Here is a 13,922-nt window from a genome sequence, read left to right on the forward strand (position 1 = left end):
GGTCTGGAGGATGAGGCAATGATACGAAGCTTGGCGGCCCGCCCATCCTGACATCTGCGGGTCGTGGGCAGCTCAGTTCTGCTGTCCGAGCCGGGCAAGTCGGGGCAATTCGGGGGCAAATCTGAGCATCGGTCGCAGGCTGGCAGCGCTAGCATCCTGGCATGCCTGTGACTCCCTGCTTCTCCGTCCTGATGCCCACCCATCTGCGCCCGGCGCTGCTGCGCCGGTCTCTCGCTTCGCTGCGGGCGCAGACCGAGCAGGACTTCGAGATCATCGTTGTTGCCGATGCCTGGGATCCCGAGAGCGCTGCCGTGGCCGCGGAGCTGCTGCGGCCGCAGGACACTTTCATCAAGCGCACGGGCAAGAACGGCCCGGCCACCAGCCGCAATGTGGCGATGGCGCAGGCGCGTGGCGAATGGATCGTCTTCCTGGACGACGACGACAGCTTCGAGCCGGAGCATCTCGCCACCCTGCGCAAGGCAATTTCAGCCTCCAGCTCACCGGTGCTGTTCACCGATTGCGCCGTCGTCACCGAAGACCGCACCCAGGAAGGCATGCCGCCGCTGTCGCGCCAGCAGCTCGACTTCAGCCGCCAGGACGCGAACCAGCTCTGGGTCAAGAACTTCATTCCCAACCATGCGCTGGCCTATCGCCGCTCGCTCCTGGAAGGCATCAGCTTCGACGCCCACATGGCCTCGCTGGAAGACTGGGAGTTCCTGGTTGCGGTCTGCAGCCGCGCCCTGCCCCAGCATTTCGCGAGCACCGGCGTGGTGATGCACAAGGACTATGTGAACCCCGGCACCCGCCGCGGCACGCAGGAGACCTCGTCCAACAACGTGGTCATCCTCGACTTCCTCTACACCTACCGCCGCTGGCCCGCGCCGACGCCGGAGCTCAAGGCCCAGCGCCAGGCCCTCCTGGCCGGCGTGGGCCTGAGCCTGCCGCTCGAGTGGTTCTGAGCGATGCGGCACTTTGATGCCGAGGCGACGCGGGCCGCCCTGCCTTTCACGGCGCTGATCGAAGCCTTGCGGCAGATGTTCATCGAGGGCTGCGAAGTGCCGCAGCGGCATCAGCACCAGCTCGGGCAAGACCTGACACTCCTGATCATGCCGGCCTGGCAGCTCGGCGCCCTGCTGGGCATCAAGACGGTCAGCATTGCGCCTGGCAACGCTGTACGTGGCCTGCCCGGCCTGTTCTCGAGCTACACGCTGTTCGATGCCAGCACCGGCCAGCCGCTGGCCATGATGGACGGCAACGAGATCACCTCGCGCCGCACCGCGGCGGCTTCGGCACTGGCTGCATCCCGCCTCGCCGACCCTGCATCGCGCCATCTTCTGGTCGTCGGGAGTGGCCGGGTCGCGTCGCTGTTGCCCGAGGCCTATCGCGCGGCGCTGCCGGGCATTGGCCAGGTGTCGGTCTGGGCGCGGCGGCCGGAGGCCGCGCAGCCATTGGTCGAGCAATGGCGCGGCATCGGCATCGAGGCGAATGCGGTGCCTGAACTTGCCGATGCCTGCAGGCAGGCCGACATCGTCACTTGCGCCACCCTGGCCCGCGAGCCGCTGATCCGGGCCGAATGGCTGAAGCCCGGCAGTCATCTGGACCTGATTGGCGGCTTCACGCCGCAGATGCGCGAAGCGCATGCCAGCTGCTTCGTGAACGCGGAGCTCTGGGTCGATACCGACGAGGCGCTGCGCAAGAGCGGTGACCTCCTGCAGCCGCTGACCGAGGGGCTGATCACGCCAGCTTGCATCCGCGGCGATCTCGCCAAGCTGTGTCGGCTCGCCCCAGGTGCCGCTCATCAGCCCGGCCAACGCTCGATCTTCAAATCCGTGGGAACGGGCCTGGAAGATCTGGCAGCCGCAAGGCTTGTCTACGCCAGCTGATCAGCGCGCCACCAATTTCAATTCCAGGTCCTGCCAGCTGATGAAGTCAGCGGTGATAGGCACTTCGATTCGACGCACCAGCACACTTCGCCACCTAGGCAACGACGAGCGGCGTCACATGGCGGGCTGGCCATCGGCGATCCGTTTGATCGTCGGCCAGATATTCCACTTGAAGAGCAGGTCATTGCGCGCCGCACGCAGCGCATCGACATTCACGGGACGGCGCAGCACATCCTCGATCATCGCCGGGGTCACGGTGGTGATGTCAAAAGGAAGGGCGAAATAGGACTCGGCAGGGAAGAAGTAGTCGATATTGCTGGCGCCCCAGTAGATGGGCACGGTCCAGGAAAGCAAGGGATCGCAGATCTTCTCGCTCCAGGTATTGGGCAGGCGCACGTTTTCCAGCACCAGCGCATATTCGTGGTCGATGAATCCGCGCAGCTTGCAGTTGCCGTTGTAGTTCAACTCACCGCGGAATGTGGCCGGGTTGATGAACTTGTCGATGCCGCGCCCCCAGATATCGATATGCGGATATTCGCGGGTGAAGCGCGCCAGGAATTCCACGCGCAGCCGGTGCTCCAGCACCTGGCTGTACATGCCGCTGTTGACGCAGGAGAGGCGCTTGGTCTTGGCCTGGTAGGGCATGGCCACCAGCTCGTCGAAAGGCAGGCTGATCCACCAGGTCGGCACGTTGTGGCATTTGGTGTAGCTGCCGTCGAACAGCATGTTCGAGGGGAACTGCCGGTTCAACCAGGGCTCCTGGTGCGGCTCGCGCTCGAAATAGATGACTTTGGAGAAGTCGAGTTTCTCGAGGTCCCAGTCGCGCGGCGTGCGGTCCATCACCACGATCAGGTCGGCCTGGCGCGGATCGGCGATGCCGATCAGGTCGCCCCAGATGCCGCGGTTGCCCGGCGTCTGCATCGCATAGCGCTGCAACATGCTTTGCGGGCTTTCACCCCAGCCGCCCACAAAGGCCACCTTTTTCATCGTCGTCATGCCTTGCCTTCGAATTCCAGAATCAGCTGCAGGTCGGTGAGATCCTTGGGCTCGCGCCGCTTCCACTTCATCACCTTGACCACATTCAGGGTGCAGAACTTCAGACCGCGATGGTAGAAGTGATGCTGCGGGTTGTAGATGATCTCGTCGCGATGCACGCCGTAGTGTGCGATCTCCTTGTTGTGACAGCCCAGGCCCGGATGCGGCGTGGCCGGCGGCGGCTCGGCATGGCTGAGGAAGTCGAGATCGCGGCAGTCCCGCAGGCCGTAGGCCGCCAGCACAGCACTGGAAACCACGCACAGGTCTTCCACGTCCTGGCTCTGCATCACCCAATCCCGGTAGAGCCTGAACCAGGCGTTGAAGCGCGGTTGCGTCAAGGGCTGACCGCGGTTCATGTAGGCAACACTGTTGTCGTTGAAGACGGCGCAGCCGATCTCCCAGGTCTCGCGCCAGGTGTCGTTGATGTGGACCGAATGGTTTTCACGGCCATAGTGCGCGCGGATCAGGCGCTTGCACTCCATCAATGGCGCCAGGCCTTCGGCCTCGATCAGATAGACGCGCACGCTGTCGGAATCGCCGAAGCAGGCCTGCTTCTTGAAGTGCAGCCCGGCGTGGCCGTTCTCGGCCGTGCCGACCCATGGCTCGTTCTCGTAGAGGCCCATCATGTAGTTGAACTTGCCCAGCTCGCTGAGCTGGATCGTCTTGGCATAGACGATGGTCGCGAAGCGCGCGAGCAAGGCCTCGGCAGCGGCGCAGTCGATCCGGTCTGCAGCGAACAGCGAGACGGTGTGAACCTTGCGTTTCAGGCGGATGTACTCAAGCGCCATCGCATCGCTGAAGATCGGCTGCAGGCCCGAGGTCACGATGTCGTTCTTGTCGCGGAAGAAGGTCCAGTCGCACTGCCCTCGCCCGCTGGTGACCTGGTCCGTCGTGGCTGGCATGTGGCCATAGGTGATGGCCGCTGCGACGCGATGCGCGCCGTTGTAGGGCGAACCGTTCAGCAATGGCACCGGCGGCGCATCCTCGCGCCAGCCTTCCTGCTTGACCGAGTCGAGCAGGGCATTGAAGGCATTCAAGAAGTCGTGCGGGCCGCTCTTGCGTGGCTCAGCCTCGAAGAAGCCGTTCCAGACCTTCAGGTGCTCCAGATACAGCGCCTGGTTCCAGACGCACTGCACGCCCTTGTCGCGCTGGCGCGCATACAGGGTCTTGGCATTGATGTCGAAACGCAGCGGGGTGAGGAGCTCGCGGGGGTCGGTGATGGTCATGTCTCAGCGCAAGGGCGTCATGACGCCACGGCCCAGCGACCATAGCAGCGCCACTGCCTGCTGCCCATCGTAGATCGCATTCACGTGCGCCACGCGCAGCGAGTAGTACTCGGCTTCCGAGCCCATCACGTCGAACAGCGAACGGCGCCCCAGCTGCTGCCATTGCTGCAGAGTCGATGCGCGCACCCTGTCGCTGTTGCGCAGGATCTCGACGATGCGTCGCGCGCGGTCAAAGGCCGAGATGGCCGATTCGTACATGTCGGTGGCGCGGAAGATGCGCGACTCGATGGCGTCATCACGCTGCATGCGGGCAGCGGCCGCACGCTTGCGGGCCGCATCGATGCCTGCATCCGCACCGGGGCTCAGGATCGGGATGCTGACGTTGACGCCGGCACTCCATTCCTGCCCCTTGCTCAAGCCCGCCAACGCCCCCGCATTGACAGTGGCGCTGACGATGGGTTTGTTGTTGGCGGCCACCAGGTCGGCATAGCTGGACTGGGCGCGGGCCTGGGCCTCGAGCTGGATGATGTCGGCGGCGCTGCGCGCATCGCGCTGGATCTCGCCCAGCTCGGGGATGGCGGTCAGCAGGTTGGAATAGCTGGCGCTCGGCGGCAAGGGCTCGCCGACAAAGCGCTTCAGGCGGATCTCGGTCTGGCGCAGCGCCGACATGGTCTGCTCCACCGCCATCTCGGCCTGCTGCTGGCTCTTCTGCGCCTGCACCAGCTCGCTGGCGCGGCCACGGTCGGCCTTGGTGATGACCTCCAGCGCCTCGACGAGGCAGGCCATCTTGCGCACGTACTGGCCATAGACCTGGGCCTGCAAGACGTAGCGGCTGCGATCCAGCGTCAGCGACACGGTGTTCAGGGCCAGTTGCTGCTCGCTGCTGAGCATGCCCTGGCGGGCGCTCTCGGCCAGCTGATTGCGCCAGGCCATGGTCTGGGCCACGCGGCCGAAGTCGAAGATTGGCGCGGTCGCGGTCACACCGACGCGGCCCTGCAGGCCCCGGCGGTCTGCAATGCCGTTGTTGATGCTGCCCATGTGGTTGGCGGAGCTGTCGATGCTCAGGCGCGGCTTGCCCGAATCGCGCGCCTCTTCCCAATCGGCCCGGGCGGCCTGGGCCAGCAAGGTGATGGCGCCAATCGACTGGCTGCGCTGCATGGCCTTGTTGACCAGCTCGATGACCTGGGCGCGCGGGTCGACGTTGCTGGTTTCCAGCATCGAAGCATAGTGGCCACTGCGCGAGGGGCCGGCATCGTCTTCGTTGCAGCCACGCTGCGCGGCGGCCGGCGTCAGGGCCAGCAGGGGCAGGCAGGCGAGCAGGGCCAGGGGAAATCTTGACATGCCGCTACTTCATCATGGATCACCGACCGCAAAGGCCGGAACAGCGGCGCACAGCGGGCGCTTATCCCATGTGAAACAGGGCGCTTTCAGCGCTCCTTGAGTGCGTCGCGCGACTTCAGCATCGGCTGCAGCAGGAATTGCAGCACCGACCGCTGGCCGGTCTTGATCTCGACGCTGGCGGTCATGCCGGGAATCACCGGCAGGTCTTCGCCCTTGTATTTCAGGCCCTTGCGCTCGGCACTGATCAGCGCACGGTAGAAACGGCTGTCGCCACCGGCCACCTTCTCGCCATCGACGATGGCATCCGGGCTGATCTGCTCGACCTTGCCCTCCAGGCCGCCGAGATTGTTGAAGTCATAGCCGGCCAGCTTGATCACCGCCTCCTGGCCCACGTGGACGAAACCGACCTCCTTGGGCGGAATGCGCGCCTCGATCAGCAGCCGCGCGCCGAGCGGCACGATCTCCATCACCGCGGCGCCGCTGGTGACGATGCCGCCAATGGTGTTGACGCGGATGTTCTTGACCACGCCCTTGACCGGCGAGCGCAGCACGGTGCGCGTCAAGGCGTCCTTGCGCACCACCTGCTGTTCTTCCAGCATGCCCAGATCGCTCTGCAGCTTCACCAGTTCGGAGCTGGCCTCCTGGCGGAATCGCCCCAGGCGCTCGCCGCGCTGCTGGCGCAGTTCATTGACCTGACGCGTCAGCCGCATCACCTCGACGTCGCTCATCAGGCCCTTGGCCGCCATCTGCTGGGAGACACCCTGCTCTTTCACGAGCAAGGCGATGCTGCGGTCCATGGTGGCGAGCGCATCTTCCAGCAAGCGCTGGCGAGCCTGGAATGCTTGCGTTTCGGCCTGAACGAGGCTGGGCTGCTCGAGCACCTCGGGCGGGAAAACCAATCTGCCGCCGCTGGCTTCGGCCAACAGCCGCGCCTGCGTTGCCTTCATGGCCGTGCGCCGCACCAGGCCTTCGTTCTGCTGTGCCTCGAAGCGGGTTGGGTCCAGGCGGACCAGCTCCTGGCCGGCCTCGACCTCCTGGCCTTCGCGCACCAGGATCTCGCGCAGGATGCCGGCCTCCAGGCTGGCGATGACCTGCTCGCGGCCGTCGGGCACGACGCGGCCTTCATTGCGGCTGATCTGGTCCACCTGGGCGAGCGAGGCCCAGGTGATCGCCACGGCCACGACGGCAAGCAGCAGATAAAGCGCCCACATCACACGCGGCAAGGGCTCATCGACCTGGGCGGCTGCCAGGCTGCTGATGAACAGACCTTCTTCACGCGGCGCGGCCATCGCAACGATTCTCCTTAGGGTTTGCGGGCCGAGCGCCGGGCCGCTCCCAAACCGGCCCGCCATGGGCGCGTGCTTGTCGGTCAAACCGGCAAGCATCGCCGTCCCCTCGGGGGACCGGCCAAGGTACTCCTTGGACGAGGGGCCTCATGTGGTCACACCGACGGCGAACGCTGCACTGGCTGCGCGGCCGGATGCATGTGCAAGTTGGATTGGGCCGCCTGGTCGGGCTGGCTCGGACGCACGCCCGACAGCGCAGCCAGCACCTGGTCGCGCGGACCATCGAGCACCAGCTTGCCGCTGTCCATCACGACGATGCGCGTCACCAGTTCCAGCACGGCCGGCCGATGGGTGACGACGATCAGCGTGCAGCCCTGCGTGGCATCGCGCAACTGGCGCAGGAAGGCGATTTCGCTTTGCGCGTCCATCGAGCTGGTGGGCTCATCCATCAGCAGCAGTTGCGGCTTGTTCACCAGCGCTCGGGCCAGGGCCACCATCTGGCGCTGTCCGCCGGACAGCAGGCCACCCATCTCGCCCACCGGCAGGTCCCAGCCTTGCGGATGGGCGGCAATCACGCGGTCCAGGCCAGTCAGGCGCGCCACTTCAACCAGGCGGGCCGAGTCGATCTCGCTGCGGCCCATCGACACGTTCTCGCGCAGCGTGCCGTGGAACAGGCGCGGCTCCTGCGAGACGAAGCCGATGCGGCCGCGGAATTCGGCCGGGTCGATCTGGCGCAGATCGATGCCGTCCACGTCGACCATGCCCTCGGTCGGCTGATACAGGCCGGCCAGCAGGCGCAGGACCGTGGACTTGCCACTGCCGATGCGGCCCAGCACGGCGATGCGCTCGCCGGCATCGATGCGCATGGTCACGCCCTTCAGCACCTTGGGCGAAGGCGTGCCGCCTGTGGGCGGATAGGCAAAACCGACCTCACGCAAGCCCAGGCGGCCTGTGAAGCTGGTGAGCGGTACATAGTTCTTGTCAGACTCGCGCTCTGTGGGCCGGCTCATCATGTCGTCGATCGACTGCATGGCCGCACGCGCGGCTTGGTAGCGTGCCGCCAGGCTCACCACGCTGCCCAGCGGCGCGATGGCGCGACCGGCAAACATGATGGCGCCGATCAGGGCGCCGGCCGAAATCGTCTTGTCCTGGATCAGGTAGACGCCCCAGATCAGCATGATCAGGGTGATGGCCTGCTGCAGCGTCATGGTCAGGTTGCTGGACAGCGCATGCATGGCACGCATCTTCAGCCCCGACTCTGCTGCCACGGCATTGCTGACCTCGTAGCTGTGCTGGAAGCGCCCTTCGGCACCCGAGGTCTTCAGGTCCTCAAGCCCTTCGATGACTTCGACCAGCGAGCCCTGCAGCTCGGCCTGTTCGGCCATATTGGTACGCACGGCGCGGCGCAGGTATGCCTGCATGGCCAGCGTCAGGATGATCAGGAGCGGCACGGCCATGGCCACGACCCAGCCGAGCGGGCCGCCGATCACGAAGGTCATGCCCACGAACAGCGCGATGAAAGGCAGGTCCGAGACGACCGACATGCTGGCCGAGGTGAAGAAATCGCGCACCGTCTCGATTTGGCCGAGGTAGTGGGCATAGCTGCCGGCAGATGCAGGCTTGTGCTCCATGCGCACGCCCAGCGTCTGCTTGAACAGCTTGGAGCCGATGATCAGGTCGGCCTTGCGCCCGGCCAGGTCGATCAGGTGCGCACGCAACTGGCGGGCGAACAGGTCGAACAGCAGGGCCAGGCCAGCGCCGATGGCAAGGGTCCACAGCGTGGCCGTGGCATCGTGGTGCGGAATCACCTTGTCGTACACCACCGAGGTGACCACGCCCGAGGCCAGCATCAGGATATTGCTGAGCATGGCGGCCAGCATGGCGCCGCGGTAATACGGAATGAAGCGCTTCAGCGTGCCCCAGAGCCAGTGGCTGCCGGTATTGCGCAAGAGCAGGCTGTTGGTCGCGTTGGCCTTGGGCAGCTCCTGCGGCGTGAGCAGCATGACGAAGCCGCTGTACTCGCTCTCGAGATCGGCTGCCGTGACGCGGCAGACCTTGGGCTCGGGACCGGGGAACACGACGTCGAAGGCACCGCCCTCGCCCTTCGTCACCAGCACGCAGGCGTCGCCGCCATTGAGCAGCAGGACGGCCGGGAGCACCAGCGGGCTGATCTCGGGAATCGAACGGCGCAGCAGGCCGGCCTCATAGCCTGCCTCGCGCATCATGCGCATGGCCTGGTCGGGCGCCAGCACGCCATTGAAGGCGGCGCCGGCGCGCAAGGAGGCCGCAGAACGGGGTTTGCCGTGGTGCTGGGTCAGCCAGACCAGGGCCTGCAACAACGGGTCGCCGAGCTCAGCAGCGCCGGCATCCAGCGCTGGCGCCTGGGCGACGGGCGGCGGCGTGGAGCCATCGGCGGCCAGATAAAGGCCGCCGGCGCCCTTGCCGGGTCCGTCGAAGAAGGGGTCGTGGCGCTGCGGCACGGTACTGCTGTCCTAGGAATCTCTCAGGCGGGCTGACGATGGCGCTCGGCCAAGGCCAGCTTCTCGAACTCGGCCTCAAGATCGCGCACCAGGCCCGGAATGTCAAACAGTTTGGACGAATGACCGTGTTCGGCCAGGAAGCGCTTGTAGGACGCAGCCCGGGCCGGGTTGCGGCCGATCTGGATCGCACGCTGTTCGTATTCTTCCAGAGAGAAGGTCACCAGGTCGGGCAGGCCGACGCTGCTGAGCAAACTTCCGCACATTCTGGAGATGTAGCTGCGGCCGGAACGGGTCAGCATAGGCGTGCCCATCCACAGGCAGTCGCTCGCCGTGGTGCCGGCGTTGTACGGGAAGGTGTCCAGGACCAGGTCGGCGAGCGTGAAGCGCGCGAGGTACTCGGGCGGTGCCACGCGCGGCGCGAAGATCAGACGCTCGGCCGCCACATCATGCTCGGCCGCTACCCGCAGCATATTGGCCTGTGCCCATTCGTTGTCCGCCAGCAGCCACAGGACGCTTCCCGGCACCGCATGCAGGGTGCGCATCCAGGCCGAGAAGGTTTCTTCGTTGAACTTGTGGTTGTTGTTGAACGTGGCGTAGACAAACGCATCTTCAGGCAAGCCGTACTGGGCCCGCGTGGGCACCGGGCCGACCTCACGCTTGCGGTCGCTGACCTGATAGCAGTTCGGCACGTAGAGCGGCTTCTCGGTGCAGTACGGCAGGTATTCCGGCGGCATCGTGAAACGGTCGGCAATGATCCAGTCCAGGCCCGGCACGGCCGAGGTGGCGGGCAGACCCAGATAGCCGGCCTGGATGGGCGCCGGCCGGTAAGCCAGGATGTTGGGGCGGGCGCCGCTGGTGAGGCCCTGCAGGTCCACCAGGACGTCGATACCGGTTTCGGCGATCATTCGCGCCGCGGTGATGTCGTCAACGCCGGCCAGCGGCAGCCGCTTGTCCATGGCCTTGCGGATGCGGGCCTGCAATGGCGTGCCGTCATCCACGCTCCAGCACAGCGCATGGATCTCGAAACGCGAGTGGTCGTGCAGCTCGAACAGCTCGGCCGTCAACAAGCCCACCGCATGCATGCGCAGGTCGCCCGACAGGTAGCCGATCTTGATCTTGCCCTCGCGGCGCTGCTTGCCCGAGGCTTCCAGGTGGAAGGCCGGGCCCTTGTACTTGACCACCTTCTCATGGACGAAGCGCTGGGCTGCCATCAATTGCACGGCCGGGTCGTCGGTGGCGCTGAGCGTGGCCAGCAGCGAGGTGTTGACCAGGAGCTGGTTGAGCGTCACCTCGCCCACCGGCTGATAGACCGGCCAGTCGCACTGCTTCTGGCGGATGTGCACATAGTGCTGCTGCACGTCGCCCTGGTCGGCCTTGAGCTCCAGGCTGCGGCGCATCAGCGCCTGCGACTCGGCATAGCGGCGCTCGGTTTCGAGCAGGCGTGCGGCGTTGTTCAGCGCATGCAGGCGCAGGTCCAGCGGGTCGGCGCCAACCGCTTCGAAGCTCTCGGCCTCATAGACCTCGCGCCATTCGGCCAGTGCCTCGGCACTGCGACCCAGGTGCTCCAGCTGATGCCCGAGGTTCAGGCGCGCTTGTGCAAAGCGGGGATGCAGAGACAGGGCCAGGCGGTAGACCTTCTCGGCCTCGGCGTGCCGACGCAGGTCGCCCAGCAGCGAACCCCAGTTGAAGCAGGCCACATGGCGGTAAGGCGAAGGCGCGCCCATCACCCAGTTCTGGTACAGCAACAGCAAGGCCTCGGTACGACCTTGCTGCTGCCATTGCTGAGCAAGCGCGAGCAGATCGCCCAACTGGATGCCACCTAGCCGAGCGCGCTGCAACACGGCAATGACGGCGGGCTCGGTGGTCCCGGCTTCAAGCGGGGCGGGGACGGGTGCGGCGTTCACAGCGTGGGCAAGCGTCTTCGCGGGGGGCGATGAAAGGTCCATGGGCAAGAGCAGCCGCCACAAGACGGCCTCCGATTGGGCTCGCCCGATATTAGAAGCCCGGCGCCTGCAGCGACGCCGCGATTAGGCGCCCGAAAGCGCATCTATTCACGGCCGGGTCGGCTCAGGGTTTGTCTGTAGGACATTTTCCTACAAGCGAATTGGGTGGAAGAAGAACTGGAATATCCTGCCTAATCAACGCATTAGAGCTGACTCCTGATGCTCAGAATCAAGAGAAGACCGGGCCGGAGGAGGCCTGGCAACCTGACAGAACAATGCCATGCTGAATGCATTTTTTAGTCGTTGGACCCGCAGCGCCCTGGCGACGGAAATGACCGCCGCCCCTGGGGCCACCCCTGCAACACGCCCTGCCAGCAGCGTCGATTCGCTGTTCCAGAGCCTTTTGCGCCTGATCCCGGGCGAGGCCGAGACCGCCGTGTCGACCCGCCCAGGCAGCCGCAATCATCTGGTGCGCGCCCGCGCCGAATTCCTCCGCGGCCTGGGCGATGTGCAGACCGAATTCGCCGAACCGCTGCAAACGGCCATCCGACGCAGCCAATCGCTGCGTGATCTGTGGCATTTACGCACTGCCGTTTATACCGAGGTGGCGCGAAGCCACAGCCAGTACGAGGCCGAGCGTCGCCTGGCGCAGATGGACCGCTTCTTCGAGCCAAGCCGCAGCGGCCGGGGGCACTGAAATCATGCTGACCCTGACCCTGCGTGACATTCCCGACTTCCCGCCGCCCTGGGCTTTCGCATCCCTGAGCAGCATGGGAGACCGCCGTGGCCGCAGCAGCCGCGTGCGCCAGACCTTTGTCGAGCTCAAGCTGGTCTGCACCCGCATTGCGGCGGAAGTTCAGGGCCAGCAAGGTGCCGAGCTGCAACGCCAGGTTCGCCAGGCCTGTGAGCCTATCGAACTCTGGATGCTGCGTGGCACCCTGCTCGCCGCCCTGCCCGAGCACTGCGAGCTGGCGCTGGTCTACCGCGCCGACATGGAGCTGGCCATCGCCCGCGCCTTCCCGAGCCATTCGTCCCGCTCCTGAGCGCTGAACCCAGCCCAGGGTTCAGCTCATTTCGCGTTCCGGGCCCGCCGGAGCTCAGGGACGACCGAGAAAGTCCGCCTTGCCCAGGTCCACGCCCGCGTGGCGAAGCAGCGCGTACGTCGTCGTCGCGTGAAAGAAGAAGTTGGGCAGCGCGTAGTGGCGCAGATAGTCCTCGCCCCTGAACTTCAGCGGCTCGCCATTGCGGCGCGGAATCTCGATCGCACGCTCCTCGCTCCCTTCGACGGCTGATGCAGGGATCGATTGGACGTAGTCGATGGTTTTGCGAATGCGGACGATGAGTTCGTCCAGCGTCGCTTCGTTGTCGTCCCAGCGCGGCAATTCCTGGCCGGCGAGGCGGCCGACACAGCCCTTGGCCGCATCGCTGCAAATCTGGATCTGGCGGCTGAACGGCAGCATGTCGGGCGCCAGGCGCAGCCCCAGGTAGACCGCGGTGTCGAACTTCTTCGTCTCGGCATGCTTCTTGGCGGCCTCGAGCCACAGCAGCATGTTGCCGAGGGTCTTGGCAAAGATCGGCGCGCAAGCCGAATGCATGGAAATCGTCATCGCATGTCTCCTTACGAAAGACGCAGATGCTAGCGATTTGCCTGAGTCTTCGCTTGGCAAGGGTCGGGCACAATGTCCCGGCCCCGCCATGAACATCATCATCCTCGACGACTATCAGGACGCCGTACGCAAGCTGCGCTGCGCCGCCAAGCTGGACCACCTGCAGGCCAAGGTCTTCACCAACACGGTCAAGGGGATCGGGCAACTGTCGGTGCGCCTGCGCGACGCTGATGTGCTGGTGCTGGTGCGCGAGCGCACCCATTTCCCAAGGCAGTTGCTCGAGAAGCTGCCCAAGCTCAAGCTGATCTCGCAGACCGGTCGCGTGGGCTCGCACATCGACGTCGATGCCTGCACGCGGCTGGGCATTGCAGTGGCCGAGGGTGTTGGCTCACCGGTGGCGCCGGCCGAGTTGACCTGGGCATTGATCATGGCCTCGATGCGGCGTCTGCCGCAGTACATCGGCAACCTGAAGCACGGTGCCTGGCAGCAGTCGGGGCTGAAGTCAGCCTCGATGCCGGCCAATTTCGGCGTCGGCATGCAGTTGCGAGGCAAGACACTGGGAATCTGGGGCTACGGCAAGATCGGCGAGATGGTGGCCAGCTATGGCCGCGCCTTCGGCATGAACGTGCAGATCTGGGGCAGCGAGGCCTCGCGCCTGCGCGCCAGCGCCGACGGCTATCAGGCGGCCGAGAGCCGCGAAGCCTTCTTCGAACAATGCGACGTGCTGAGCCTGCATCTGCGCCTGGTGGACGCGACGCGCGGCGTCGTCACCCTGGAAGACCTGTCGCGGATGAAGCCGACCGCCCTCTTCGTCAACACCTCGCGCGCCGAGCTTCTGGCCGAAACCGCACTGGTCTCGGCCCTGAACCGCGGCCGCCCCGGCATGGCAGCCATCGACGTGTTCGAAAGCGAACCCATCCTGCAAGGCCATCCGCTGTTGCGGCTGGAGAACGCCGTCTGCACACCCCACATCGGCTATGTCGAGCAAGACAGCTATGAGCTCTACTTCGATGCGGCCTTCGAGAACGTGCTGAACTTCGTCAAGGGCGAGCCCACCAACATCGTCAATCCCGAGGCGCTGAAGGTCCTGCGCTGATGACGGCTGACGACGGCCTCCCACG

12 protein-coding genes are annotated in these 13,922 nt (G+C 65.5%); 5 read left to right on the forward strand and 7 right to left on the reverse strand.

The window, feature by feature from the left end; all coding sequences use genetic code 11:
* Positions 1–161: 161 nt before the first annotated feature.
* A complete protein-coding gene (locus tag V3596_RS06880) occupies positions 162–959 on the forward strand; it encodes a glycosyltransferase family 2 protein (protein WP_334276936.1) in 798 nt (265 codons plus the stop codon).
* 3 nt (positions 960–962) lie between these two features.
* Positions 963–1,883, forward strand: coding sequence for a bifunctional Delta(1)-pyrroline-2-carboxylate/Delta(1)-piperideine-2-carboxylate reductase (gene lhpI / locus V3596_RS06885; RefSeq protein ID WP_334276937.1), 921 nt, complete (start codon positions 963–965; stop codon positions 1,881–1,883).
* Between the two features lie 114 nt (positions 1,884–1,997).
* On the opposite strand, the gene V3596_RS06890 is transcribed toward lhpI, so the two are convergent.
* The 6 genes from V3596_RS06890 to V3596_RS06915 form a co-directional block, all read right to left on the reverse strand.
* Positions 1,998–2,879 carry a glycosyltransferase family 10 domain-containing protein gene (locus V3596_RS06890; protein ID WP_334276938.1) on the reverse strand — a complete coding sequence of 294 codons (882 nt, stop codon included), beginning with the start codon at positions 2,877–2,879 and terminating at the stop codon, positions 1,998–2,000.
* Positions 2,876–4,144 (reverse strand): hypothetical protein, encoded by a 1,269-nt coding sequence (locus tag V3596_RS06895; protein WP_334276939.1) that lies wholly within the window; start codon positions 4,142–4,144, stop codon positions 2,876–2,878. The genes V3596_RS06890 and V3596_RS06895 overlap by 4 nt, the downstream gene beginning before the upstream one ends.
* Positions 4,145–4,147: 3 nt before the next feature.
* Positions 4,148–5,485, reverse strand: a complete 1,338-nt coding sequence (locus V3596_RS06900; protein ID WP_334276940.1) for a TolC family protein — start codon at positions 5,483–5,485, stop codon at positions 4,148–4,150.
* An 86-nt stretch (positions 5,486–5,571) separates the two neighbouring features.
* A complete protein-coding gene (locus V3596_RS06905) occupies positions 5,572–6,774 on the reverse strand; it encodes an HlyD family type I secretion periplasmic adaptor subunit (protein ID WP_334276941.1) in 1,203 nt (400 codons plus the stop codon).
* 152 nt (positions 6,775–6,926) lie between these two features.
* Positions 6,927–9,251 (reverse strand): type I secretion system permease/ATPase, encoded by a 2,325-nt coding sequence (locus tag V3596_RS06910; protein WP_334276942.1) that lies wholly within the window; start codon positions 9,249–9,251, stop codon positions 6,927–6,929.
* Positions 9,252–9,274: 23 nt separating this feature from the next.
* Positions 9,275–11,059, reverse strand: a complete 1,785-nt coding sequence (locus V3596_RS06915; protein ID WP_334276943.1) for an O-linked N-acetylglucosamine transferase, SPINDLY family protein — start codon at positions 11,057–11,059, stop codon at positions 9,275–9,277.
* A gap of 466 nt (positions 11,060–11,525) precedes the next feature.
* Between V3596_RS06915 and V3596_RS06920 the strand changes: the two genes are divergently transcribed.
* Entirely contained in the window at positions 11,526–11,891 is a 366-nt protein-coding gene (locus V3596_RS06920) for a hypothetical protein (protein ID WP_334276944.1), read from the forward strand.
* Positions 11,892–11,895: 4 nt separating this feature from the next.
* Entirely contained in the window at positions 11,896–12,237 is a 342-nt protein-coding gene (locus V3596_RS06925) for a hypothetical protein (RefSeq protein ID WP_334276945.1), read from the forward strand.
* A gap of 54 nt (positions 12,238–12,291) precedes the next feature.
* On the opposite strand, the gene V3596_RS06930 is transcribed toward V3596_RS06925, so the two are convergent.
* Complete coding sequence (locus V3596_RS06930; protein WP_334276946.1) at positions 12,292–12,801, reverse strand: DUF1993 domain-containing protein; 510 nt, start codon at positions 12,799–12,801, stop codon at positions 12,292–12,294.
* 88 nt (positions 12,802–12,889) lie between these two features.
* Here V3596_RS06930 and V3596_RS06935 point away from each other — a divergent pair, with 88 nt between their 5' ends.
* The gene (locus V3596_RS06935) at positions 12,890–13,897 is read left to right on the forward strand and encodes a D-2-hydroxyacid dehydrogenase family protein (protein ID WP_334276947.1); all 1,008 of its coding nucleotides are present in this window, start codon (positions 12,890–12,892) and stop codon (positions 13,895–13,897) included.
* Positions 13,898–13,922 lie beyond the last annotated feature (25 nt).

This window comes from Roseateles microcysteis, assembly GCF_036880965.1.
Lineage (GTDB): Bacteria > Pseudomonadota > Gammaproteobacteria > Burkholderiales > Burkholderiaceae_C > JAUASW01.

Bases quoted from the DNA above. Each gene is read 5' to 3' on its own strand.
- V3596_RS06935 (WP_334276947.1), top strand. From the start codon at position 12,890: ATGAACATCATCATCCTCGACGACTATCAGGACGCCGTACGCAAGCTG.
- V3596_RS06880 (WP_334276936.1), top strand. From the start codon at position 162: ATGCCTGTGACTCCCTGCTTCTCCGTCCTGATGCCCACCCATCTGCGC.
- V3596_RS06895 (WP_334276939.1), bottom strand. From the start codon at position 4,144: ATGACCATCACCGACCCCCGCGAGCTCCTCACCCCGCTGCGTTTCGAC.
- V3596_RS06920 (WP_334276944.1), top strand. From the start codon at position 11,526: ATGACCGCCGCCCCTGGGGCCACCCCTGCAACACGCCCTGCCAGCAGC.
- V3596_RS06905 (WP_334276941.1), bottom strand. From the start codon at position 6,774: ATGGCCGCGCCGCGTGAAGAAGGTCTGTTCATCAGCAGCCTGGCAGCC.
- V3596_RS06930 (WP_334276946.1), bottom strand. From the start codon at position 12,801: ATGACGATTTCCATGCATTCGGCTTGCGCGCCGATCTTTGCCAAGACC.
- V3596_RS06925 (WP_334276945.1), top strand. From the start codon at position 11,896: ATGCTGACCCTGACCCTGCGTGACATTCCCGACTTCCCGCCGCCCTGG.
- lhpI (WP_334276937.1), top strand. From the start codon at position 963: ATGCGGCACTTTGATGCCGAGGCGACGCGGGCCGCCCTGCCTTTCACG.
- V3596_RS06890 (WP_334276938.1), bottom strand. From the start codon at position 2,879: ATGACGACGATGAAAAAGGTGGCCTTTGTGGGCGGCTGGGGTGAAAGC.
- V3596_RS06900 (WP_334276940.1), bottom strand. From the start codon at position 5,485: ATGTCAAGATTTCCCCTGGCCCTGCTCGCCTGCCTGCCCCTGCTGGCC.